This is a genomic window from Ruegeria sp. CDSB022, from assembly GCF_059611145.1.
The window spans coordinates 811,694-835,353 of the sequence record NZ_JBXWOZ010000001.1; the positions used below are offsets into that span (position 1 = coordinate 811,694).

The 23,660-nt window shown below is 55.3% G+C and carries 19 protein-coding genes and 1 tRNA gene; 6 read left to right on the forward strand and 14 right to left on the reverse strand.

From position 1 onward, the window contains the following. Positions 1-98: 98 nt before the first annotated feature. On the forward strand, positions 99-977 hold the full coding sequence (locus AC2FIZ_RS04100; protein ID WP_271946738.1) for a LysR family transcriptional regulator: 879 nt from the start codon (positions 99-101) through the stop codon (positions 975-977). A 3-nt stretch (positions 978-980) separates the two neighbouring features. Here the strand turns inward: AC2FIZ_RS04100 and AC2FIZ_RS04105 are convergent, their stop codons facing one another. The 14 genes from AC2FIZ_RS04105 to pyrH form a co-directional block, all read right to left on the reverse strand. After that, positions 981-1,658 carry a YrbL family protein gene (locus tag AC2FIZ_RS04105; RefSeq protein ID WP_281994715.1) on the reverse strand — a complete coding sequence of 226 codons (678 nt, stop codon included), beginning with the start codon at positions 1,656-1,658 and terminating at the stop codon, positions 981-983. Between the two features lie 40 nt (positions 1,659-1,698). Then, a complete protein-coding gene (locus tag AC2FIZ_RS04110; protein ID WP_281994716.1) occupies positions 1,699-3,108 on the reverse strand; it encodes a hypothetical protein in 1,410 nt (469 codons plus the stop codon). After that, the gene (locus tag AC2FIZ_RS04115; RefSeq protein ID WP_281994717.1) at positions 3,105-3,854 is read right to left on the reverse strand and encodes a methyltransferase domain-containing protein; all 750 of its coding nucleotides are present in this window, start codon (positions 3,852-3,854) and stop codon (positions 3,105-3,107) included. Before AC2FIZ_RS04115 ends, AC2FIZ_RS04110 begins: the two co-directional genes overlap by 4 nt. A gap of 9 nt (positions 3,855-3,863) precedes the next feature. Further along, complete coding sequence (locus tag AC2FIZ_RS04120) at positions 3,864-4,250, reverse strand: GtrA family protein (protein WP_271946729.1); 387 nt, start codon at positions 4,248-4,250, stop codon at positions 3,864-3,866. Beyond that, positions 4,247-5,206 (reverse strand): glycosyltransferase family 2 protein, encoded by a 960-nt coding sequence (locus AC2FIZ_RS04125; protein ID WP_271946727.1) that lies wholly within the window; start codon positions 5,204-5,206, stop codon positions 4,247-4,249. The genes AC2FIZ_RS04120 and AC2FIZ_RS04125 overlap by 4 nt, the downstream gene beginning before the upstream one ends. A 363-nt stretch (positions 5,207-5,569) precedes the next feature. Beyond that, positions 5,570-5,659 (reverse strand) — tRNA-Ser (locus tag AC2FIZ_RS04130). 88 nt (positions 5,660-5,747) lie between these two features. Beyond that, complete coding sequence (locus tag AC2FIZ_RS04135) at positions 5,748-8,174, reverse strand: DUF3772 domain-containing protein (RefSeq protein ID WP_496790632.1); 2,427 nt, start codon at positions 8,172-8,174, stop codon at positions 5,748-5,750. After that, positions 8,174-9,208 carry a cysteine synthase A gene (locus AC2FIZ_RS04140; protein WP_496790633.1) on the reverse strand — a complete coding sequence of 345 codons (1,035 nt, stop codon included), beginning with the start codon at positions 9,206-9,208 and terminating at the stop codon, positions 8,174-8,176. Before AC2FIZ_RS04140 ends, AC2FIZ_RS04135 begins: the two co-directional genes overlap by 1 nt. 66 nt (positions 9,209-9,274) lie before the next feature. Next, positions 9,275-10,393 carry an NUDIX domain-containing protein gene (locus AC2FIZ_RS04145; protein WP_496790634.1) on the reverse strand — a complete coding sequence of 373 codons (1,119 nt, stop codon included), beginning with the start codon at positions 10,391-10,393 and terminating at the stop codon, positions 9,275-9,277. 28 nt (positions 10,394-10,421) lie between these two features. Next, positions 10,422-10,862 carry a TrgA family protein gene (locus AC2FIZ_RS04150; RefSeq protein ID WP_142634225.1) on the reverse strand — a complete coding sequence of 147 codons (441 nt, stop codon included), beginning with the start codon at positions 10,860-10,862 and terminating at the stop codon, positions 10,422-10,424. A 16-nt stretch (positions 10,863-10,878) separates the two neighbouring features. Continuing rightward, complete coding sequence (locus AC2FIZ_RS04155) at positions 10,879-12,087, reverse strand: class I SAM-dependent methyltransferase (RefSeq protein ID WP_496687748.1); 1,209 nt, start codon at positions 12,085-12,087, stop codon at positions 10,879-10,881. Between the two features lie 69 nt (positions 12,088-12,156). Continuing rightward, positions 12,157-13,581 (reverse strand): cryptochrome/photolyase family protein, encoded by a 1,425-nt coding sequence (locus tag AC2FIZ_RS04160; protein ID WP_496687745.1) that lies wholly within the window; start codon positions 13,579-13,581, stop codon positions 12,157-12,159. 48 nt (positions 13,582-13,629) lie between these two features. Beyond that, positions 13,630-14,856 (reverse strand): aminotransferase class V-fold PLP-dependent enzyme, encoded by a 1,227-nt coding sequence (locus AC2FIZ_RS04165; protein WP_496790636.1) that lies wholly within the window; start codon positions 14,854-14,856, stop codon positions 13,630-13,632. 250 nt (positions 14,857-15,106) lie between these two features. Beyond that, the gene (gene pyrH / locus AC2FIZ_RS04170) at positions 15,107-15,859 is read right to left on the reverse strand and encodes a UMP kinase (protein ID WP_281994720.1); all 753 of its coding nucleotides are present in this window, start codon (positions 15,857-15,859) and stop codon (positions 15,107-15,109) included. Positions 15,860-15,969: 110 nt separating this feature from the next. On the opposite strand from pyrH, the gene miaA reads away from it, so the two are divergent. From miaA to AC2FIZ_RS04195, 5 genes are all read left to right on the forward strand, one after another. Then, positions 15,970-16,848: a tRNA (adenosine(37)-N6)-dimethylallyltransferase MiaA gene (gene miaA, locus AC2FIZ_RS04175; RefSeq protein WP_281972211.1), complete on the forward strand. Its 879-nt coding sequence runs from the start codon at positions 15,970-15,972 to the stop codon at positions 16,846-16,848. A gap of 320 nt (positions 16,849-17,168) precedes the next feature. Further along, complete coding sequence (locus tag AC2FIZ_RS04180) at positions 17,169-18,839, forward strand: ABC transporter substrate-binding protein (protein WP_142634235.1); 1,671 nt, start codon at positions 17,169-17,171, stop codon at positions 18,837-18,839. A 117-nt stretch (positions 18,840-18,956) separates the two neighbouring features. Beyond that, positions 18,957-20,003 carry an ABC transporter permease gene (locus tag AC2FIZ_RS04185; protein WP_281972213.1) on the forward strand — a complete coding sequence of 349 codons (1,047 nt, stop codon included), beginning with the start codon at positions 18,957-18,959 and terminating at the stop codon, positions 20,001-20,003. A gap of 13 nt (positions 20,004-20,016) precedes the next feature. Next, positions 20,017-21,480 carry an ABC transporter permease gene (locus tag AC2FIZ_RS04190; protein WP_281972214.1) on the forward strand — a complete coding sequence of 488 codons (1,464 nt, stop codon included), beginning with the start codon at positions 20,017-20,019 and terminating at the stop codon, positions 21,478-21,480. A 92-nt stretch (positions 21,481-21,572) separates the two neighbouring features. Then, positions 21,573-23,660, forward strand: a complete 2,088-nt coding sequence (locus AC2FIZ_RS04195) for a dipeptide ABC transporter ATP-binding protein (protein WP_142634241.1) — start codon at positions 21,573-21,575, stop codon at positions 23,658-23,660.

Genomic DNA, 23,660 nt, shown 5'->3' on the forward strand with positions numbered 1-23,660 from the left:
GCTCCGCGAACATTGTGTTCGCGATACCTAATCTGACATTTGCCTTTGCCGCAAATGAATGATTATCATTCAATGATCAAAATCTGTCATGGGCATTCATGAACGAACGTTTGGAAATAGACGCTTTGCGCGCGCTGCTAGCAATCGCGACCTATGGTGGTGTGACCAGTGCGGCCCGACACCTTGCGCTTTCGCAATCGGCAGTCAGCCATAAGATCGGCCGTTTAGAGCGCGCACTGAATTGCAAACTGCTGACTCGCCGCAAAGGTGCCCCCCTGTTCACCGAAGACGGGCTGCGTCTTTGTGAATACGCCCGTCGAATTACCACTCTGCATGACGAAGCGGTGGCCTCACTTGGTAACAGGCCGCTCACCGGCCACTTGCGGCTTGGCATGACCGAGGATGCGACAACCAGCGGGATCGCCCAAATTCTTGGACGTTTCACGCGGCTGTACCCCGATGTTCGCGTACGAACCCGCACTGGTCAAAGCCTGAATGTTCAGGATTGGTTGAAGGCCGGTGAATTAGACTTGGCGGTGATTCAGATATTTCGCAACGACGTGCAGCCCGAAGATCTGATCCTGTTTCAGGATTCCCTTCATTGGGTCAAATCACCCGACTATCGTCTGAATCTGTCAGAACCGGTTCCGTTTCTGTCCTTTGACACACAGTGTTTCTACCGGAGATGGGGAATGGAAGACAGTCAGCAGCAGGACCACCGCTTTGACAATATCCTGGAATGTCCAAGTGCAGCAGGAATCCAGTCGGCTGTTCGATCAGGGCTGGGCATAGCGCTATTGAACGGGATGCACATTACACCAGACATGGAAGTCATCAACGATGTCTTTCCAAACCCTCCAGAGCTTGCCTATGTCGCACGGGTTCAGATGAACAACCGCAACGCCGTGACAAAAGCCCTGATTGCGGAGATAGCAAAAGAAGTCGAACGCGCCTTTCCCCTGCGCGTAGCAGTTTAGTGGTCAGGTCTTCATTAAACCAAAGCCACTCGACATCCTCTGTCGCCGGCGGTCGATTGACTTGCGAAACGCTGTTTCGCTGACCAGTGACAGCGGAAAAAGAACCCTCTCGCCAACGCCGTCAATCACGGTCAGCTTGCCGCCTCTTTCCTGCGCACGAACGATGTTTTCGAACCCCATGTCACCCACAATGATCCGGCCGCTTTCGAGATCGTCAAACAGTTCCATCAATTCAGCATGAAGACGTTCACGTCCGGCGTGATCTTTGGCCAGCGCGACGCGTTCCGAATGCAGGGTTGGCGCAAGATCTCCGTCCGGGCCGGTCAGTTTTTCCACCACTATCGCCGGGCCCGCTGATGTTGGCGCATATCCCATGAATTGCGCCAACCTTTCGATCTCAGGGCATCCACGGTTGAGCGCCGCCAGATATTCGTTTGCTTCGCGGTTCCATTGGCGCAGATTGCCATAGCGCCATTCGGCATAACGCGGCAGAAAATGGCTACGCACAGGTTCGTCCACCCGCACTTTCAGCAGCGCCCCTTCGACCTCGGGGTGCTGATAAATCAGGTAGTTGCGACTTTTTCGCAGGGGATTGTGGTCGCTCAGGTCAATCATGTCCGGGTGTTCCAACAGGGGTTGGGGTCTGTGTCCTTGAATGCCGGACAGCCCAAGTGGGCGCATTCATAGAATTTTCTCAAACCTGTTACAACTCACCTTTTGATCAGGGCCCCAGATTGGGACGCGGCAAAAGGATAAAGGCCTGGTCACCAGATGATGCGACAACAGGCGTCGAGACCCAGTCGCCTGGATCGAACGGAGGTGTAATCCCATCGCATCTATCGGGCTGCTTCCAGCACATGATGATCTCGGCCCCGGTCAGATAGTTTAACCGCAACCGCAGCCCCCGTTCGAATTGAACTCTGGCGTCTGCCGCGCCATTCACGCCAAGAAAATGCCCATAGATATATACGGTTTCGACCTGTTCAGGCAGGCTTTGCGCCAATGCGCGCGTTGCTTTTTGCCAAGGCGGGATGAACATAAACGATGTTTTGCCAATGAGCATCAAATTGATCATCAACACGCACATCAACAAGATACGCGAAACACTTAACCATCTTTTTGAAGACTGCAGAAACTGAACCCCACACGTGGTGAGCACGACTCCAAACAAGATCCAAAGCCAGTTCAATGCCCGAACAGGGACCTGCACCCCCGACATAATCGCCTTGAGGATAAGCGGTGCCAGACCAGCAAGTGCAGCCATCAGGATCGCGACGGCAAACATCCGTCTTCGGGTAAACAGGAACCCCCAGGCACCTGCAAATAGGGCCAAGAGCATCAAGCCATAACCGATTGTCCCTCCGCCCATTGTATAGATGATGGATCGAAGGAATACTTTGACCTTGGTAAGGTTCAGCAGCAGGTCATCGACCGAATTTACTTCGTTCGGCCCACGCCATTCAGCAACCGGTATACCAAATATCCCATGATAAAAGTAGTTCAGGGTGTAAACACTCAGCAACGCCAGAACCAGGCTGACAAAGAAAATGATCAGCGTAACAGCGACGCTGGTATAGGTTTTTGGCGCCTTGTTTGACAGCAGGATCAGTGTCAGCAACAGGAACGGATAGGTCGTGTAGGCCATGAAGGATAAGGGCACTGCCACAACCAAAAGGGCCAGCGACACACGATGCGGCAGAAACAGAACTGCCAGGCTGTACAAGGTGATAACCCAGATCCCCGGCAGCAACGTGTTGAACCAGTATGAAATCAGGAATGCTGGAACCGAAAACGCAATGAATAGCGCAAGATAACCTTTGTACCAGATCGGGTCCGAACGCTCCATGATCGCGGCTGCTGCCGCAGCCGAGAACAAGCCCCAGGCTATGTTATAGAGATACATGCTTATTTGTGAGGGCCATAGAAATGGCCGGAACTGCCACCAGTAGTTCAACCAACGACCTTCATCCAAGGCCTTGTGGTAGGCAATCTCGGTCCAGCCCAGCAGCGCCGGGAAATCATCATGACGTACGAAAGGGTCGAAAAGCTGTGGCCAATTGATCAAGAACAACGCAGCGATGCAAAGCAGGGACAGAAAAAGAAACTCCTGCCGAGATGTTTTTTCCGTCATGATTTGTCGCCATATGACCTTGCAATAACAGAGGCCCGGACCTGAGCGATAGCGGTGACAGCCGACCGGGGCAAGGCACGCACAACCAGCTTGCGTAGGGTCCAGCCTAAACTGCCGACCTCTTTCAACGCGCCGGGCGCGACTTTGGTATCCAGCACGTCCTGAGACAGCCGGACTGCCCCTGATTGGTTCGCATAGAGGACAGAATTATACCGATACCAGGGTTCGATCGATTGATCCCCGAACATTTCAGGCCGCAAACAATCATAGGCAGTGTATCCCCGTTCAGCGAACAAACCCTGCCAAAAGGACAGGCGCTGTTCATTTATATGAAACTCGCCGCCCTGCCCCGGAACGGCGGCTGAGAACAGGACCAGATCGCTATGTGTGGTCAGGCTCTGAACCAGGCTGGCCGACGCGTCGTGCGGCAAGTGTTCACCGACCTCAAGCGACTGAGCCAAATCAAACTGGCGTCCAAGCTCGACCGGTTTGGACAGATCTGCACTGATAAACGCCTCAGCCGGTATCGCAAGCTTGTCACGATCCACATAGTCGCCATCGACACCGGCAATATCCTTGCAACCCGCGGCCTGCCACTCCGACAGCCACACACCCCGCCCGCAGCCAAAGTCCACGACACTGTCCGCAGAGATTTTTCCTAGAAGGCAAGCAATTAGCCTGTTTGCGGACCGCCTGGCGCCCTGGTCAATATAGTCAAAGAACTCGTTTGAATAGATATGCGACATTGCCAATCTCTAGGTTGAATTCTGCGGTTTATAGACCCATAGCCGTAGGAACGCGAAGTTGATCACAGGCAGAACAACTACAACGACAGCGGCCGAGGCAGCTTCGCTCAGGCCAAAACGAGGACCGGCCAGTCCGGTAATCGCAGCTGAAACCAGCAGCCCAATTCCGACCATGCAAAGAAACCGCCCAAACTGTGCAGGAACCACCAGCGCCTGCCCGAAGGTCCAGACTGTTTGCCCAATATATTGGATCAGGATTGCGGACCCAAAAGCCAATGCATTGGCGATCCAAGGCGAATGAAACACGCGCAACAGGCCCAGATAGGCCAGCATGTAGTAACCAGCCACGCCTAAGCCCACGATGGCAAACCGGATTATGCGGCGCCGTTCGCTCATTTCTGCGCGGTCTTCTCTTCTACTATGGTGTCCGAAATCTCTGAGGTCTCTTGATCTACAAAATAGAGTGGTCGGTTTTTGGCCTCGATATACAGACGTCCGAGATATTCCCCCATGATTCCAAGCGTCAATAGCTGGATACCCGAGAAGAAACTGATCACCAGAACCGTCGACGCCCAACCCGCAACCGCGTTGTAAAGGATCAAGGACCAAAAGACGTAGACCGCCATCAGCGCGGCGATAATCAGTGTCAGAAAGGCCATTCGTGTGGCGATCTGCAGCGGTTTGATCGAAAAACTCGCCAGTGCATCAAGCGCAAAGCGGATCATCTTGGACATCGGGTATTTGGTCTCGCCCGCGATCCGTGGGTCGCGGATGTATTCGATCCCGATTTGACGAAAACCAACCCAAGCGAACATGCCCCGAACGAACCGCGCGCGTTCCGGCATACTCAGAACCGCATCCAGCGCCCGACGGCTAACAAGCCGGAAATCGCCCGTGTCATTTGGAATGGGTACGTCCGAAAGCCGGTTCAATATGCGGTAGAAACCATGAGCTGTTACTTTCTTAATCCAACTTTCGCCTTTTCGCTCACTCCGACGCCCATAAACCACATCATAACCCTGATCCATCATCGCCATCATGTCCGACAAAAGCTCCGGCGGGTCTTGCAGATCGGCATCCAACATGAAAATCCGCTGCCCTTGGGCTGCATTCAGCCCCGCTGTCAGAGCAATCTGGTGACCGCGGTTACCCGATAGCTTCAAACCGCGAATACGCGGATGAAACTCGCTTTGGGCACAGATTGCGCGCCATGTTTCGTCATTAGACCCATCATCCACCAGAATAATCTCGGATTCGGCGTTCCACTGTTCAGTCGCAGCGATCAGGCGCTCCACCAGTAAGGGGATCGACTCCTCTTCGTTCATGCATGGAATGACGACAGACAGTAACATCTAACCTCCGGGCGCAATTTTGCGGCGCACCTATCGCAAAACGAACCAGCCAAGGAATAACGTTCACTTGGCGTTGTAGATGTATTGATATCTCAACAGACGCATCAGCGAACAAGCCGAGCGCCGAGTTTTCACCTGTAGTTACCCAACCGACACAGGAATAGGCCCTACCCAACAGTTTGACTGCCTCGCATCCTGAAATTCCCTTGCCTGCAAGAAACAGTAATTCTGGGCCATCTAAATTGGATGAATTCGCTCAACATGGGTTATGTGAATCGCTTACCGAGCCTTTTTTGCTGGGGGGCTCCAAAACAATGTCTGAGATGTGAAACACCTAAGCGTCCAAGACAAGAGCTGGTGTTGTGGCGGAGAGACAGGGATTCGAACCCTGGAGACGGTCTCCCGCCTACACACTTTCCAGGCGTGCGCCTTCGACCACTCGGCCACCTCTCCGTGCGGGCGTTATTTGGACTATCGACTGGGGATTTGCAAGGCCCGATTAGTGTAAAATTCTCTGGCTCGTTTCAGGCCCGAACTTGCCTCAGGGTTCGTCACCATCACCGTCGGAAAGATCAGCCTCGGTCAATTCGGCGGGCGAAGAGGCCGGGGGCGCTTTTGCCTCTGAAACAGGCTCAGATGGGGGCATTTGCGCGTTATCTGACGATTGAAGAGCCTCGGGGTTTCGCAGCCAGACATCACGCTGAGCAAACGGTATCTCGATCCCCTCTTCCACAAAGCGGCGATTGATCTCATGGTTCATGTCGGACTTCACCGAAAGAACCCAATTCACATCCCGCAAAATGGCGCGGATTTCAAAGTCCAGAGAATCCGCACCGAACCCCTGAAACACAACGTTGGGTGCCGGATTCGCCAATACCATCGGATGTGCGTTGGCGATTTCGCCCAGGATTGTCTCGACTACGCGGGTATCGGTACCATAGGCCACCCCGACCGGGACAATGACGCGTCCGATCGTATTTCCACGGGTATAGTTGGTGACAACACCGCTGATCAGGTCCGAGTTTGGGACAATGACATCTGTTCGATCGAAGGTCTCAATCCGGGTCGAGCGTACCGAGATGTCGCGCACATAACCCATCATCCCGTTTACGTCGATCCAGTCGCCTTTTGAGATCGGGCGTTCGACCAAAAGAATAATGCCGGACACAAAGTTCGAGACAATAGTTTGCAGACCAAATCCGATCCCGACAGAGAGCGCCCCGGCCACGATGGCCAGAGACGACAGATCGAAACCCGCAACCATGATGGCGACCAAGGCTGCCAGGAAGATACCGACATACCCCGTCCCTGAAACAATCGCGTTTTGACCACCGGGATCAATGCTCGTCTTTGGTAGCAAAGAGGTCCGCAACCCACCCTGCAGGGCGCGTGTCAGTCCGTATCCGATCAGGAAAACCACCAGAAAAGTAAAGAAATTACTGGGCGAGACTGTCACGCCCCCAATGTCGAACCCCAAAAGGAGCCGCGACCATGCCTCTAACAAATCGGTCTCGCGTGCGCCCCAGATCAGCGCCAGAACCGGCAGGGCCAAAATGGCCATGGCAAAGCCAATCAGAACCGAAAACAATGTGTCTCGGGCTGCCTCACCCTTGCGGGTTATCAATCCATAAACCGAAGTCAGGAATCGTTGAAGGATGATCAGTGCGGCAATCAGGATCAACGATTTTACCGCTGGAAAAACAATGGCCTCAGCAGCGTTGTTATAACCGATGGCGGCCAGAACTGGGCTGACAACTCCCAACAGGAACAATGCCCGGCGCAAGAATTCGACCAGCTGGATAACCCCGGTTCCACGGGCATTGCCATCAGGTTCTGCCTGCACCTCGGCAAGCCGTATCTGCCGCGCACGCAACAGAACCAGAGCAGTTGCAAGAATAACTGGGAAGCCCACAACTGCGCGCGTCGCATCCGAAGTATTCTCGATCTGTTCGAAAAGGTTCCCAAGATCGTGCAAAATGAGAAAAACGGCAAGCAGATCCAGGTAGATTCGAAGCTCGGTGATCCGCTTTGGCGAGAGCTTTCTGAAACCCTGCGCCTGCTGCATTACATAGACCTGACGACCAATCCAGTCGTAGTACAGAACAATGGCCGCCCAGAACGGTACGTTTTGTATCAGAAGGGTTCCCCGCAATCCCAATATCCCCGTCAAGATGACGGCTTTTACCAGCAACAAAACACCCAGCCATGGCAGAATTATCCGAAACAGCGATGTCAGGAATGTCCATACGCCAGTTCCCTGCCCCCCTATGGTACGCAGATAGTTCCCGGCAGCCTCGGACCAACGTTTTCCATAGCCCAGCAAAACAATGGCCACGAAGACCAGCAATAGAATTCCAAGCCCCTGTTTGCGAAGCTGCTCATGCACCACGTCTGTTTGGTAGTTCTGCACAGCCTCGTTGAAAAGGCTTCGGCCCGCTTCAGTCAGGTCAACCCAGGCTGGTCGCCAATAGCTGGGGTTCAGTGGCGATGGGCCGCGCTCCAACAGTTCTTTTTTCTGCCTATTTCGCAGGATCTGATCAATTTCTGCGATCAGTCCGTTGGCGCGACTGAAGGCCTCGTCGGAAATGATATGCGGCACCCGCAGCGCGTTCAGTTGGTTTTCAAGATGTGAACGCAGCGTAGCAATGTCTTCCGGTTCGGTTGCATCACCTTCCGGTCCGGGACCCAAAGCCTTGATCTGGCTTTCCAGGGTCTGGATACGTTCGGTATTTGCACCACGCGCGCTGTTGAAAACATCTCGATAGGTATGAATTTCCGATCGCAGATTTTCCAGCGAAGCGTTCGAGGCCCGATTGGCCTCGATCACATCTTCGGCCCGATCCGCCGTTTTTACCCAACCCTGATAGTAGTCACTTTGCCGATCCGAAAGCTGGGCCGTTGCAGGACCAGACAGAACTGCAAACAAAAGTGAAACAAGGGCCAGAAACAGGCGGACCAGCCGCAACATCATACGTCCTCGAAAACGCCCGGAATGCTACGCGGCGCCTCGGTCATCCAATCAGGAACAGGCAATTCTTTTTCGCGCAGGAATTCCGGGTTGAACAGCTTGGATTGATAGCGCGTGCCATAATCACACAGGATGGTAACGATGGTATGGCCCGGACCCAGATCCTCGGCCAGGCGCACGGCGCCAGCCATGTTGATGGCGGTCGATCCGCCCATGACCAGACCTTCGTCGCGCAGAAGGTCAAAGATATAGGGCAACGCTTCGTTATCCGTCATCTGATAGGCGAAATCCGGTTTGAACCCCTCAAGGTTCTTGGTGATCCGCACCTGCCCGATACCTTCCGCGATCGAGCTTCCCTCCATCGCGATCTCACCGGTTTTGTAATAGGAATACAACCCGGCCCCCATCGGATCGACCAATGCGATCTTGACGCCTTTGGGCTGCAGGGCCTCGGCCACACCGGCCAACGTGCCACCTGAACCAACCGCACTGACAAAGCCGTCGACCTTACCGCCGGTTTGCTCCCAGATCTCGGGGCCGGTGGTCTCGACATGGCTCTGACGGTTGGCGACGTTGTCGAACTGATTGGCCCAGATTGCGCCATTGGGTTCCGTCTGCGCCAGTTCTTCAGCTAGACGGCGAGAGTAATGTACAAAGTTGTTCGGGTTGCGATACGGCGCTGCCGGGACCTGAACCAACTGAGCGCCCGCAAGACGCAGCATATCCTTCTTTTCTTCGGACTGGGTCTCCGGGATCACGATCACGGTCTTGAAGCCCATCGACGCCCCGACAAGCGCCAGACCGATACCGGTGTTTCCGGCGGTGCCTTCAACGATGGTGCCCCCAGGTTTCAGGTCGCCCCGTGCTATGGCATCGCGAATGATATAAAGGGCGGCACGGTCCTTGACCGATTGACCAGGATTCATGAACTCGGCCTTGCCAAGAATTTCACACCCGGTTTCCTCACTGATACGGCGCAGCCGGATCAACGGAGTTTTCCCTACTGCGTCGGCAAGGTCTTTCGCAATGCGCATGGCGCCCTCATTTCTTTACGTATCAACGAAGATTTACAGATGCTACGCAACAACCACAAGCCGCGATCACGCCCCACGCAGCCTGTCTCTGTTCCGAGCCAGCCAATGCGCCAGTGACAATAGCGGCAAATCCTTGAACCCATGCCCGTCGACTTGATCCATGAACTGAGCATAGGGAATGATTTTGGTGCGGATATCCTCACCTTCCGAGGCCAACCCGCCATCGTCTATCGTTTTCTCAAGATCGGCCAACCCTACGTAAAGATAGACGTATTCGGTGGACGATCCGCTGGACGAATAGGCCTCTCCGGCAAATTCAAGCGACTTGAGGTTGATCTGGGCTTCTTCCATCGCCTCACGCCGCGCAGCCTGTTGCGGCGTTTCACCGGGGTCAATCATGCCTGCAACGGGTTCCCACATCCACGGCTCGGGGTCTTCGATCAGGAAAACCGGCGTCCTAAATTGTTCAACCAAAAGCACCGCATCACGCCCCGGATCATATGGCAGAACCACCACAGCACTGCCCTGCATCAATCCATTGCGGTTCAGAACCGACCCCATCGTGCCGTCATTCCTTCGGTGTTGAAGCTGAACCTCCTGCATGCCGAAATAGTCAATATAGGCATGGGTATGCTCGTGTACGATCACATCCTTCTTCGGATCACGCGCGTCACCGGTTCCGCGTTTGCGTGCACCCAGCTTGGCCCAGGCGCGGGTTCGGATCGACGGAAAACTGCGCGCGATCTTGACGGCATCGGCCTTGCCGTAATAGCCCATGACCTCTTGCGCGGCGGTTAGGGTCAGATCCCCCCACGCGTCTGCCCAGTCCTGCAAGGACCATAGCTCATCGGGCGACCACAGGTCAGGCTCGGGAAAGAACACGCTGACTTCGACAACAGAGCCATCGGGCAATTCAACGGGCTGCCGCTGCAGATCATAATCAAACCCCCCTTCATAGAAAATCAGTCGCCTGAAATCCTCGGGTTCGAGGCCCTGAACCAGAAGGCCATCCGCAACGGCCCCACGTTCTGGCTTGATCATCGGAAATGCCTCGTCGCGCACGCCGTAAACCGCGTGATCCTTCAGCTTGGCCTCTGACAAAGTCTGGCATGACAGCGGACGGCCAAGCACCAGTTGCAGCAGTGGCAGATGCCGAAGCGTGCCATAGAAAAACAGATCGTTCACAAGGGTATCTCGCGTTGGTGTTTGGGTACTAGCGCCAGCGGCGGCTTGCTTCTTCCGTCGCCAAACCGGCGATAAGAGCGCCAATAGCCAAAGTCCACAGAATTTCCGGAGCTAACAACTGTTCGCCATAGCCAACGCCAATCTTGAATATCGCCATAAGGGCCTCGAACGGGCCGTCATAGCGGTGGCGCATGGCCAAGCGGAACATCTCATAGGTGCCCTGAACGAAAAGACCCCAAAACACCAGCGAGGCAATGCCTGTCAGTCCGTTATTGACGGCAGCGGTCCACCCCTTGCCGGTCCGTTTACCCATGATTTTCCAACCACACGCGACCCCAAGGGCCATGTTGACGACAGTGAAGTAGCCATAGCTTTTGCCTTCTTCACCATTTGCTATGATCATGCTGGAAACCAGAAATGCCACCACCGCCAGACAAAGGGCTGCGACAAGACGTGAGGCGCTGGGCATTCTAAAGGTCCGTTTACTAAGTAGGTTTCGCTATGGTGATCTGTGTCACATCACAGTTGCCGGTGTCAAAGGCCGCGCCGCAAGCGGTCAAATAATAATTCCACATGCGGCGAAAACGCTCATCAAACCCCATTCCCGAAATCTCGTCCCATTTGTCATTGAACGTCTCGTACCAGCGGCGCAGTGTCAGATCATAGCTTTTGCCGAATTCTTTTGACTTCACCACGGTCAGACCCGCATTCTCCACCTGCTCCTGCAGAATTGTCGGAGCCGGAAGCATCCCCCCCGGAAAGATATATTTCTGAATGAAATCAACACCATTCTTATACACATCCCAGCGATGATCGCCGACGGTAATGATCTGCAAGGTTGCCTGTGCGCCAGGTTTTAAGCGATCACGGATAGTGTCGAAATAGACCGGCCAATATTTCTGACCAACTGCCTCGAACATCTCAATAGAGGCGATCCCGTCATATTGGCCCCGTTCGTCACGATAATCCTGCAGCTTCAGATCAACTAAATCTGTAAGTCCTTCTTTTTCAATGCGTTGACGGGCAAAGCTCAACTGTTCCTTGCTGATCGTCAAGCCTGTGACCCGCAGGCCACGCTCTTTTGCTGCATATTCGGCGAAACCACCCCATCCGCAGCCAATTTCCAGAATATGGTCACCGGGTTTGGCACCCATTTCATCAACCAGACTGGCGTATTTAGCGGTTTGTGCCTTTTCCAAGCTTTCCTGTCCGGTTTCGAACAAGGCACTGGAATAGGTCATGGTATCATCTAGCCATAACCCATAGAATTCATTACCTAAATCGTAATGATAAGAGATATTCTTTTTAGCCTGTCGACGGTTGTTTCGATGCAACCAAAAGCGCAGGCGTTCATAGGCCTGTACCAGAAATTTCCCGGTGAAATCGTCGTACACGGTCTCGGTACCCAGATGCACTAGATCCATGAAGGCACGCAGATCTGGTGTGCTCCAATCGCCTTCCAGATATCCGTCTGAAAACCCCAGCTCACCCTCCCGGATAAGTCGTGCAAATACGTCCGGATTGTGAATATCGACCCGTGCGACAGGCCCAGGGCGTTTGCCTTCGGTTCGAAATACACGACCGTCTGGCAAGGCAATATCAAGCTGCCCCTGCTCCATCTGGTTCAGCATATTCAGAACATGTGCAAAATATCTTGGCAGGTCTGTCTGCCCTTCGATTGTAGTTAGAACCATCCGCTCTCCCCTGTGCGGTTGTTGTAGAAGGCTAAAACGAGTTTGTGTTTCTGGCAAGTTTTCAGTTCTTTACCGGCTTTTTCGGCCCTCGTAGGCCGACAAGGCGCGCGCGCGCCCTTCGGCCAAACCCACAACAGGGTTTGGGTATGGCGCAGACGGATCAAGACCCCACTTGCAGGGAATGGCTTCAAAATAATCAAGTGCGCTTGAGGGCGGGTTTGACTGTCCTTCGGCCACCCATTTCCGCACATAGTCGCAATAGGGATCATATTTTTTTTGCTGCGCCTCGGGGTTAAAAATACGGAAAAACGGGGACGCATCTGGGCCGGACCCAGCAACCCATTGCCAACCCATCGCATTTGAGGCCGGATCCCAATCGGTCAGGCAATCGGAAAACCAGCCCATACCGATTTTCCAGTGCGCCATCAGATGTTTGGTCAAATAACTGGCGACAATCATCCGTGCGCGATTGTGCATGCGACCCGTGACGTACATTTGTCGCAACCCAGCATCGACCACGGGAATGCCTGTCCTTGCCTGCTTCCAAGCAATGATCTCGGGGCTAGAGGCGTTTTGGCCCCAAGGGAACTGATCCCATTCCGGTTTCCAGTTGTTGCTTAACAAATGAGGCGTATGGAACATCAAATGATAGGCAAATTCACGCCAAACCAACTGCCGCAAATAGGCTTCGGTACCGGACATGCCGAACATCTCTGCGCCCTGAAGGGCGTGCCAGACGCTACGCGGTCCAATCTCACCCAGCGATAGATATTCGGAAATGCCCGACGTTCCTTCCTCGGCCAGCTGATCCCGGGCTTCGGGATACCCCGAAAGCCGTTCCAAGAACCGATGGAGCGTTTTGAACGCTGCGTCTTCCCCTGGCTGTACATAGCGGGCGCAAACTGATGCCCCGCGGTGCATTCCCGCGGCCATTTCCCACGACTCCAGAGTATCTGTATGCGGCCATTCCTTCGGCGCGGTCAGCGCGGCGGGTCGCGCATGTGGGAATGGAACCTCGCGTTTCTGTACCGATCGCCACATTGGTGTAAACACGCGAAAAGGCGTTCCGGTCTTGGTCTGGACGGTCCAGGGCTCAAAAAGCAGGTGCCCGGAAAACGATTTGGGCTGTACGCCCAATTTGGTCAGAGCCGTCTTGATCCTTGTATCTCGGGCAATCGTGTCCGGATCGTAAGCCCGAGACCAATAGACCTCGGTGGATCCGGTTTCCTTGATCAGGTTTTGCAGAACCTCCAATGCATCCCCGCGCCGCAAGATCAGACGGCTTCCCAACTGCGCCAACGCACGGTCAAACACCTCAAGGCCATTGCCGAGGCGCCATTTAGGAGCCGCACCCAAGGCCTGCCCGAGATCGTCGAAAATATAGACCGGAATAACTGGCCTCCCCGTTGCCGAAGCAGCGCTGAGTGCAGGATGGTCCGACAGTCGCAAATCCTGTCGGAACCACATAATTATCGGCGGGCTCTTGGGTCCCATGACTGCTCCGTATTGTTTACCTTTCTACGCAGCAGTGTCAGAACTGGATCACAAAACTGCGTCCAACGCATTCAAAAGCTGATCAATTTCCCGTTTCGATGTGTAATGCGTAAAGCTGACTCGCAAAACACCTTCACCCAGATCCACACCCATGGCCTGCAAAGGACGCACGGCATAGAAATCGCCGCCACCGGCCATAACCCCATGCGAGGCAAGATTGGCAGCAACAGATTCAGCATTTCGGTTCAGCGCCAGCGCGACCGTTGGCGCACGCCGCGAGGCATCAGAGGTTCCGATCAGACGGACTGCATTGCGATCTTTAACCGCATCCAGAACCGGTTGTAGCAGGGCGATCTCGTGCCCGCGCATCAGGTCGTGGACAAACGCCCCCCGCGCTGCAGCACCAGTTCCGGGTCCGTCATGATGTTCGCATAATAGATCGACGTAATCCGCCATTCCCGCGCTGGCGGCGATCTGTGCGTGATCCGGCCCTGCAGGGGTAAAGCGTTGATAAAGAACATCGCCGTTGAAATAGTGCCCCTGATTGGGCAACAGCTCACCCAATGCCCGGCGGATCACCATGCACCCCTGATGAGGACCATAGGTTTTATACGCCGAAAACAGATAGATATCCGGTCCCAGATCACCGACATTCGGAAATCCATGCGGCGCGTAAGAGACACCGTCGACGCAGACAAACGCGCCTGCCGCATGTGCAATCGCAGTTATCTCGGTAACCGGATTGATTTCCCCGACCACGTTCGAACAATGCGGAAAACAGACCAGACGCACCTTTTCATCCAGAATGTCCTCAAGATCCTGCGGGTTCAGAGACCCGGATTCGGGGTCTATCTGCCATTCGCGAACCTCTATGCCCTCATCAGCAAGACGGCGCCAAGGCCCCGAATTGGCCTCATGATCTTGATTTGTCACGACAATCGCATCACCCGGCTGCATCCACTGTCGGAATGCCTGCGCCAGAACATAGGTGTTCTGCGTGGTCGACGGGCCAAAGCTCAGTTCATCTGCATCCACACCCATGATCGCAGCCATTCGGGCGCGGGCCTCGTCCATTTCCTCTCCGGCCAGACGGCTGGCTTCATAGGGGGCATAGGGCTGTACCTTGCGCTGGGTGTAATAGCGCGTCAAACGATCAAGCACCGGCTTGCAAGTATATGATCCACCAGCATTTTCGAAAAATGCCTGCCCCTGCAGGCTGGGTTCGGAAAAAGCCGGGAACTGCGACCGAACAAAATTGATATCCAGAGTGCTCATGGCACGTGCCTCCTTGATCATGCTTGCCTATCCAAGAGGTGCCCGAGCATGATTTCGGAACCCTCAGAAATCATGGCAGGTCTTCCAGCCCAGCCGACACTTTCAGGTGCCCGCAGAACCTGCGCCTTTGCCGCGCAAGTACGCCGACAAATTGCCCACAGCTTTTGCCATCGTCAAGAACACTGTGCCCTGAACCAAAGAAAAAGCCGGGCAATTATGCCCGGCCTTGAAAATGAGTATCGTTCGGGTGTCAGCCCTGAACTTTTGTGTAGGTTCCCTCACCGGCCAGGATACCGCGGAAACCGCCCGGCTCATCCAATCCGAATACGATCAGAGGCAGGTTATTGTCGCGCGCTAGCGCAATGGCCGATGCATCCATGACTTTCAGCCGCTTTGCCAACACGTCATCGTAGCTGACCGAGTCATAACGCACCGCATCCGCATGTTCTTTGGGGTCTTTGTCATAGACACCGTCCACGCCGTTCTTACCCATAAAGATCGCCTCGCAAGCCATCTCATTGGCGCGCAGTGTCGCTGCGGTATCTGTGGTGAAATAGGGATTCCCTGTTCCAGCGGCAAAGATGCAGACCCGTTTCTTTTCCAGATGCCGCACAGCGCGGCGGCGGATGTAAGGCTCGCAAACCTCATCCATACGAATGGCCGAGATCACACGAGTAAACACGCCAACCTCCTCAAGCGCCGATTGCATGCCAAGCGCATTCATTACCGTAGCCAGCATACCCATGTAATCCGCCGTCGTCCGTTCCATCCCCTGAGCTGAACCGCTGAGGCCGCGGAAGATGTTGCCACCGCCGATGACCATGCAGATCTCGACCCCAAGGTCATGCACCGACTTTACCTCTTGCGCGATGCGCTGAACGGTGGGGGGATGCAGGCCAAAACCCTGATCTCCCATCAGCGCCTCGCCCGAAATCTTCAGCATCACTCGGCTGTATTTCGCCTTGGTCGTATCGACAGTGTCGGTTGTGGGGGAAATGGTCATATTGCGCTCCGGGCTGGCACGGGTTTAATTCCGGCGCAAAATGAAGCAAAAGCTCCGCGGGTTCAATGCGGATCATAAGGAATGAGGCAACCTGAATGGCCAATGCCAAGATGACGCAGATTTGGGACCGCCTTCCCCCTATTCCTGACGACAAACCCGTCTTGATCGCCGGGCCCACCGCATCGGGGAAATCAGCATTGGCGCTGAAGATCGCCGAAACGTTCGGCGGCGTGATCGTCAATGCAGATGCAAGCCAGGTTTATGATTGCTGGCGCGTGATCTCGGCGCGTCCCTCCGCCGAGGAAGAAGCCCGCGCGCCGCATCTGCTTTATGGTCATGTGCCTTATGATCAGGACTATTCGACTGGCCACTGGTTGCGCGAGGTCAAGCCATTGCTGTCCGGCGGTAAGCGCCCCATCATTGTGGGCGGTACAGGTTTGTATTTTTCTGCCCTGACCGAAGGTATGGCCGATATCCCGGCGACTCCGACCAAAGTTCGGGCTGCCGCGGATCAACTGGACCTAGCTACACTGATTGATGGGGTCGATGCTAAAACCCTGGCCGGGATTGACACCCGGAATCGCGCCCGCGTTCAACGTGCGTGGGAAGTTCAGCAAGCCACCGGGCGCAGCTTGCGGGACTGGCAAGCCGACACCCCTCCTCCGGTCCTGAACCCGCAAGACGCCGTGCCCATTGTGTTTGATGTCGACAAAGAATGGCTATTGGATCGGATCAGGCGCCGGTTTGACCTGATGCTGGAAAGTGGTGCTTTGGAAGAAGTTGAGGCGATGCGAAACCGGTATGACGCCTCGCTGCCGTCTTTCAAGGCCATCGGCGTTCCCGAGTTGGTAGCCTATCTTGAAGGCCGTATCACACTGGATGACGCGCGCGAGCGTGCCACAATCTCGACCCGTCAATTTGCCAAACGTCAGCGCACGTGGTTTCGCGCACGCATGAGAAACTGGATTCGCGCTGATTTATCAAAGTGATACTTAAGGTCGTTACAAACACATTTTCAAGACAACAGCCGCAGGTTCGAAGTGATCGAATCTGATTGGCGGTCACTTATTTGAATTACCCGGAGCACAGATTAAGCATCCGCGATGACGGAAACTTCGGCCTCAAAATGTCGCTTTTGTGCAGTTGATGACGATTTCCGACATTGACCTCATGGGAAATCTGGTGCCGAATGACGCCATGGGGATGCTGCATATCCAAAAAAAAACACACGAACCTGCTGCCTGACACCAACCGGTCTGAGCGGTTCAGAGCTACTTCATCAAAATCGATGTCACAGGGAGAGACATTAATGAAACACCAAACCATTACCGGAGCGCCGATCCATCGTGCCGCGGAAATGCACGCGCAAGAGTACCGCGACGGGCAACTAAGCCGCCGCGAGTTTTTGGCGCGCGTGACGGCATTGGGGGTTACCGTCCCCGCCGCCTATGGAATGATCGGCCTGGCGTCTCCGGCACAAGCACAAGAGCCACCGCGCGGTGGAACTATCCGCTATCAGATGGAAGTGCGCGCCCTGAAAGATCCACGTACTTATGACTGGACGCAAATTGCGACCTTCACGGCTGGATGGCTGGAATATCTGGTCGAATACAACAATGACGGTTCGTTCAAGCCGATGTTGCTGGAAAGCTGGGAATCCAACGATGACGCGACTGAGCACACGCTGAACGTTCGCAAAGGCGTCAAGTGGAACAACGGTGATGACTTCACCGCAGCGGATGTCGCCCGCAACATCGAAATGTGGTGTGACGCGGCAGTCGAGGGGAACTCGATGGCATCGCGCATGTCATCCCTGGTTGACGAGGCAACCCAGAAAGCGGGTGAAGGTGCAATCACTGTGGTCGATGATCACACGGTCAAGCTGACTTGCAACACGCCCGATATCACGATCATTCCTGGTATGGCCGACTACCCCGCAGCCATCGTGCACAGCAGCCACGATCCCAACAATATGCTGGCCAACCCGATTGGCACTGGCTTCATGATCCCTGAAAGCCACGAAGTGGGCGTAAAGGGTGTACTGGTCCGCAATGAAGAGCACGACTGGTGGGGATATGCTGCGGGCAAAGGTGGCTATATCGATCGGATCGAATTCATCGACTACGGCACCGACCCTGCGGCCTTCCTGGCTGCTTATGAGGCCGAAGAGATCGACATGAACTGGGAGTCGGTCGGCGAATTCGTAGACATCTTTGACAGCATCGGCCTGACACGGTCCGAGATTCCATCGGGCTTTACAATCGTCATCCGCCCGAACCAGCTGGCCGAAGATGCCGACGGCAACAAGATCTACGCCGACAAACGTGTGCGGCAGGCCCTGGCCATGGCCGTCGACAACGCCGTCTGCCTGGAGCTGGGCATGTCGGGATACGGCATTCCTGCCGACAACTGCCATGTTGGCCCGATGCACCCGGAACATGATTCCGCTGTAACCCGCCTGCCCTTTGATCCCGCAGCGGCCAAAGCGCTGATGGACGAGGCCGGAATGGGTGACTTCGAGCATGAGGTTCAGTCCATCGACGACGACTGGCGCCGCAACACGACCGCGGCCGTGGTCGCTCAGTTGAACGATGCTGGCATCAAGGCACGTCATACGGTTCTTCCGGGTTCGACCTTCTGGAACGACTGGACGAAATACGCCTTCTCGTCGACCAACTGGAACCACCGCCCGCTGGGCACGCAGGTTCTGGCGCTGGCCTACAAATCGGGCGTAGCCTGGAACGAGGCTGGTTTCGCCAATGACGAGTTCGACGCGCTTCTGGCCGAGGCAAACTCGATCGCGGATGTCGACAAGCGTCGCGAAGTCATGGCCAAGCTGCAGGCGATCATGATCGAAGAAGGCGTGACCATCCAACCCTATTGGCGGACGGCGATGCGTCACCACCGCGATAATATGGTTGGGGTTGAAAAGCACATCGCCGACCTGCCACAAATCTATAAGTTCGGCGTTCTTTCCTAAGCCGACAGATACAAGCCGCGCCGATTGGGCGCGGCTTTTTCGTCCGTATCGTGGCGACCAAAAAACAGCGAAGTGTGGGGCTTTTGACACCTGCACTGGCCACCAACAGGGGCTAATATGGGACTATTCATTCTAAAGCGTGTCGGCATCATGCTCATCACAGCTTTGTGCCTGACATTCTTGGTCTTCTTCCTCACCAACCTGTATCCAAACCTCGAAAAGCTTGCCAAAACACAAGGCAATTTTCGGATGTCCGACGAACAGGTTGAAAGCTATCTTCTGAAAAACGGGTATCTGCAGCCGACGCCGATCAAATACGGCGAATGGTTGGGCGTGCTGCCATCCTATCGGCACACCAACGACGACGGCAGTGTGCAAGGAAGATGTATCCTGCCCGGTGAAACCGCAGAAAGCTCGCCAAGCTTCTGTGGCATCCTGCAGGGATACTGGGGGTACTCCTCTGTTTTCAAAGAGGAAGTTTCGAAAGTTGTTGGCACCCGGTTGGCCCTGACCGGTCGGTTGATGCTTTGGGTTATGTTGCTGATGGTCCCTTCGGCGCTGATCCTTGGGGTTCTGGCGGGTATGAAAGAAGGATCGGCCACCGACCGGACCCTTTCAACATTCGCCATCACGACGACAGCGACCCCGGAATATGTGTCGGGCGTGATCTTTATCGCAATCTTCACTTCGTCCGCCGTTGGCCTGAAATGGTTCAAAGGCACCGCGACACAGGCGATGGAGAACCCGACCTTTGAAAACTTCTTCCTACCGGTACTGACTATTGCTCTCTACGGGATGGGCTATATCGCTCGTATGACCCGCGCCTCGATGACCGAGGTGATGACGGCGCAATATATCCGTACCGCGCGGCTCAAAGGTGTTTCCTTCCCGAATATTGTCATGAAGCACGCGCTGCGAAACGCGCTGATCGCACCGTTCACAGTCATCATGCTGCAGTTTCCCTGGCTGCTGAACGGCGTGGTGATCGTCGAGACCCTGTTTAACTATAAAGGGTTCGGCTGGGCGCTGGTTCAGGCAGCAGGCAATAACGACATCCAGCTGCTGCTGGCGATTTCGGTCGTGTCGGTCTTTGTGGTGCTGGTAACGCAGCTGATCTCGGATATCGGCTATGTCTACCTCAACCCACGCATCCGAATTTCGTAAGGAGGGACAGAACATGGAACCACTTACCTGGACCGGCTCTATCGCCATTCTGAACCCCTTGCTGATGATCGCACTGGTTGCACTAGGGGTATCAATCATCGTCTGGATCTTGGGCAGCATCGTGTTGCCCGAAACGCCGGTCGTCGTGAATATCGACGGCACAATCAATGCAGATACCGGCCTGCGCGGCCTGACGCAGATCGCGCTGAGATACAGCTTTTTCGCCTGCGTCGCGCTGTGTCTGGCATATGTGGTGCTTGGCATTTTGATGGGGACAAGCGCCGGGATTATCGGAGCGATCTCTCGGCAGTTTTTACCTGTCTGGATGTCGCTGATCATCCTGTTTGCAATGTCGATCGCCTTCAAGCGCAAGCTGGGCCTTTACGGCAAACTGTTTGACAGCCCCATCGGCATGATCGGTTTTGGCCTTGTGATGTTCTGGGTCTTTACCGGCATTTTTGGTGCGCTGGACCTGATCGTCACGCATGATCCGCTGGCGCAGGTTTCAGGTATGAAGAACAAGTTGCCCGGAACTCCAATGCCCAGCACCGAGGACGGAACATATTCCTGGTATCTACTGGGTGGGGACAATCTGGCCCGCGATGTGTTCAGCCGGATGGTCAAAGGGGCATGGATCGTGGTGCAGATCGCACCGATGGCAACCATATTTGCCTTCATGGTCGGGATTACTTTGGGCCTGCCTGCGGGGTTTTATAGCGGACGTCTGGACACGTTCCTGTCCTTCCTGGCAAACCTGATACTGGCCTTCCCGGTAATCCTGCTGTTCTATCTGCTGGTCACGCCCGAGATCGTGGCAACCGGTGTGCCGAACTATATGGCAGCCGTGTTGTTCGTCTTTCCGATCCTGTTTCTTTGCGTCCTACTAAATTCGCGGTTCTATACGCGGCCCAATTTCCGCACACCTCTGCTGATCGGAGTGTTGGGCATCGCGATGTGGCTCTATCTATCTCTGATTTCAACAGACGGCTACATCATCGAAACCAACAGCTACAACATCTGGGGACTGCCCACCTATCTGGACCTGTTCAATATCCCCGGCGGCATTCTGGTCGTGTTCGTTTCGGTGGTTTTCGTAAACTCACCCACGGTATTCCGTATCGTGCGTGGCCTGGCGTTGGACATCAAAACCCGCGATTATGTTGCCGCAGCGCAAACCCGTGGTGAAGGTCCATGGTACATCATGCTTTGGGAAATCCTGCCCAATGCGCGCGGGCCGCTGATCGTCGATTTCTGTCTGCGCATTGGCTATACGACCATCCTTTTGGGAACCCTGGGATTCTTTGGCCTCGGGCTACCACCCGAAAGTCCCGATTGGGGGTCGACGATCAATGAAGGGCGCAAGCTCTTGTCGATCTATCTGCACCCTGCCCTGCCACCTGCGCTGGCGCTGTTGACACTGGTTCTTGGGTTGAACCTGTTGGCTGACGGCCTGCGCGAAGAAAGTCTGAAGGACTGAAGTATGAGCGGCCGGGGGCCCTGCCCCCGGACCCCCGAGGTATTTTTGGCCAGATGAAGGGGATCCCCGGGATCTGGTGAGGAGCAACACAGATGACCAAACTTGCGTCCTATGAGGGCCCGATATTGGAGATCGACAAGCTGTCGATTTCGTTTTTCACGCGGTTGCGCGAGATCCCTGCAGTGATGGATTTTTCGGTCAGCGTGCAGCCTGGTGAAGCTGTGGGGCTGGTTGGGGAATCGGGGTGCGGGAAATCCACCGTTGCGTTGGGCGTGATGCAGGATCTGGGCAAGAACGGGCGTGTTGTTGGCGGATCCATCAAGTTCAAGGGTCGTGACCTATCCGAGATGACGGCCGAAGAACTGCGCGATATTCGCGGCAATGAAATAGCCATGATCTATCAGGAACCTATGGCCAGCCTGAACCCCGCGATGAAGATCGGTCGGCAGCTGATGGAAGTACCGATGATCCACGAGGGCGTCAGCAAGGACGAGGCCTATGCCCGTGCGCTGGAAGTGGTCACCGATGTACGCCTGCCCGACCCTGAACGGATGCTGAATTCTTTCCCCCACCAGCTGTCGGGAGGCCAGCAACAGCGCATCGTGATCGCGATGGCGCTGATGTCCAAGCCATCGTTGCTGATCCTGGACGAGCCCACCACCGCGCTTGACGTGACCGTCGAGGCCGCGGTGGTCGAGCTGGTCAAGGATCTGGGCAAGAAATACGGCACCTCTATGCTGTTCATCAGCCACAATCTGGGGCTGGTGCTGGAAACCTGCGACCGGCTGTGCGTGATGTATTCCGGCGAAGCGGTCGAGCGCGGCTCGATCAAGGATGTGTTCGACGAAATGCAGCACCCCTATACGCAGGCGCTCTTCCGGTCGATTCCACTGCCGGGTGCGGACAAGAACGCGCGCCCGCTGGTGGCCATTCCGGGCAATTTCCCCCTGCCACATGAGCGCCCGCCGGGCTGCAACTTTGGCCCACGCTGCGACTATTTCGAGGAAGGTCGCTGTGACGCGCAGAACATTCTGATGGAGGCCGTGCCAGGCAATGACCGGCATCATACCCGCTGTCTGAAATTTCAGGAGATCGACTGGAACGCGCCCATCACCCTGGCCGAGCAAAAGGAAAAAGGTGAGATTGGCCGCGTTGTTCTTAAGATGGAAAATCTCAAGAAATACTATGAGGTTGCGGCAAATGCACTGTTTGGCGGCGGCGAAGCGAAGGTAGTCAAAGCAAACGAAACTCTGAGCTTTGAGGCGCATGAATCCGAGACACTCGCCATTGTGGGCGAATCCGGCTGCGGCAAATCCACCTTTGCCAAAGTTCTTATGGGGTTGGAGACGGCAACGGACGGGCAGATCCTGCTGGACAACCGCAATATCGAGGACGTGCCCATCGAAGAGCGCGACGCCAAGACGGTGGGTGAGGTTCAGATGGTGTTCCAGAATCCGTTCGACACGTTGAATCCTTCGATGACCGTGGGCCGTCAAATCATCCGCGCTCTGGAAATCTTTGGCGTCGGCAAGTCCGAGGCCGAGCGCAAGAAGCGGATGCTCGAACTGTTGGACTTGGTGAAACTGCCCCGCGCCTTTGCCGAGCGGATGCCGCGACAGCTATCGGGCGGGCAGAAACAACGTGTCGGCATCGCCCGCGCCTTTGCCGGGGATGCGCGGATCGTGGTGGCGGATGAGCCGGTCTCGGCGCTGGATGTATCGGTGCAGGCGGCGGTAACCGACCTGCTGATGGAGATCCAACGCGAGCACAAAACCACACTGCTGTTCATCAGCCACGACCTGTCGATCGTACGCTATCTCAGCGACCGGGTGATGGTGATGTATCTGGGCCATGTGGTCGAACTAGGCACCACTGATCAGGTGTTTGCACCGCCCTATCATCCCTATACAGAAGCCCTGCTGAGCGCGGTCCCCATCGCCGATACATCGGTCGAGAAGCAGCACATCGTCTTGGAAGGCGACATCCCATCAGCGATGAACCCGCCTCCTGGCTGTCCGTTTCAGACCCGCTGTCGCTGGAAATCCGAAGTCCCCAACGGTCTTTGCGAAAGAGATGTCCCACCCGTGAAAACTCTGGCAGACGGTCATCAGGTCAAATGCCATCTGGCAGACGACATCCTGGCACGTATGGAACCCGTCATTAAAATCGCCGCTGAGTAA

Excerpts from the sequence above, each read along its gene's own strand:
- AC2FIZ_RS04100 (WP_271946738.1), top strand. The coding sequence starts at position 99 with ATGAACGAACGTTTGGAAATAGACGCTTTGCGCGCGCTGCTAGCAATC.
- AC2FIZ_RS04105 (WP_281994715.1), bottom strand. The coding sequence starts at position 1,658 with ATGCGCCCACTTGGGCTGTCCGGCATTCAAGGACACAGACCCCAACCC.
- AC2FIZ_RS04110 (WP_281994716.1), bottom strand. The coding sequence starts at position 3,108 with ATGACGGAAAAAACATCTCGGCAGGAGTTTCTTTTTCTGTCCCTGCTT.
- AC2FIZ_RS04115 (WP_281994717.1), bottom strand. The coding sequence starts at position 3,854 with ATGTCGCATATCTATTCAAACGAGTTCTTTGACTATATTGACCAGGGC.
- AC2FIZ_RS04120 (WP_271946729.1), bottom strand. The coding sequence starts at position 4,250 with ATGAGCGAACGGCGCCGCATAATCCGGTTTGCCATCGTGGGCTTAGGC.
- AC2FIZ_RS04125 (WP_271946727.1), bottom strand. The coding sequence starts at position 5,206 with ATGTTACTGTCTGTCGTCATTCCATGCATGAACGAAGAGGAGTCGATC.
- AC2FIZ_RS04135 (WP_496790632.1), bottom strand. The coding sequence starts at position 8,174 with ATGTTGCGGCTGGTCCGCCTGTTTCTGGCCCTTGTTTCACTTTTGTTT.
- AC2FIZ_RS04140 (WP_496790633.1), bottom strand. The coding sequence starts at position 9,208 with ATGCGCATTGCGAAAGACCTTGCCGACGCAGTAGGGAAAACTCCGTTG.
- AC2FIZ_RS04150 (WP_142634225.1), bottom strand. The coding sequence starts at position 10,862 with ATGCCCAGCGCCTCACGTCTTGTCGCAGCCCTTTGTCTGGCGGTGGTG.
- AC2FIZ_RS04155 (WP_496687748.1), bottom strand. The coding sequence starts at position 12,087 with ATGGTTCTAACTACAATCGAAGGGCAGACAGACCTGCCAAGATATTTT.
- AC2FIZ_RS04160 (WP_496687745.1), bottom strand. The coding sequence starts at position 13,581 with ATGGGACCCAAGAGCCCGCCGATAATTATGTGGTTCCGACAGGATTTG.
- AC2FIZ_RS04165 (WP_496790636.1), bottom strand. The coding sequence starts at position 14,856 with ATGAGCACTCTGGATATCAATTTTGTTCGGTCGCAGTTCCCGGCTTTT.
- pyrH (WP_281994720.1), bottom strand. The coding sequence starts at position 15,859 with ATGACCATTTCCCCCACAACCGACACTGTCGATACGACCAAGGCGAAA.
- miaA (WP_281972211.1), top strand. The coding sequence starts at position 15,970 with ATGACGCAGATTTGGGACCGCCTTCCCCCTATTCCTGACGACAAACCC.
- AC2FIZ_RS04180 (WP_142634235.1), top strand. The coding sequence starts at position 17,169 with ATGAAACACCAAACCATTACCGGAGCGCCGATCCATCGTGCCGCGGAA.
- AC2FIZ_RS04185 (WP_281972213.1), top strand. The coding sequence starts at position 18,957 with ATGGGACTATTCATTCTAAAGCGTGTCGGCATCATGCTCATCACAGCT.
- AC2FIZ_RS04190 (WP_281972214.1), top strand. The coding sequence starts at position 20,017 with ATGGAACCACTTACCTGGACCGGCTCTATCGCCATTCTGAACCCCTTG.
- AC2FIZ_RS04195 (WP_142634241.1), top strand. The coding sequence starts at position 21,573 with ATGACCAAACTTGCGTCCTATGAGGGCCCGATATTGGAGATCGACAAG.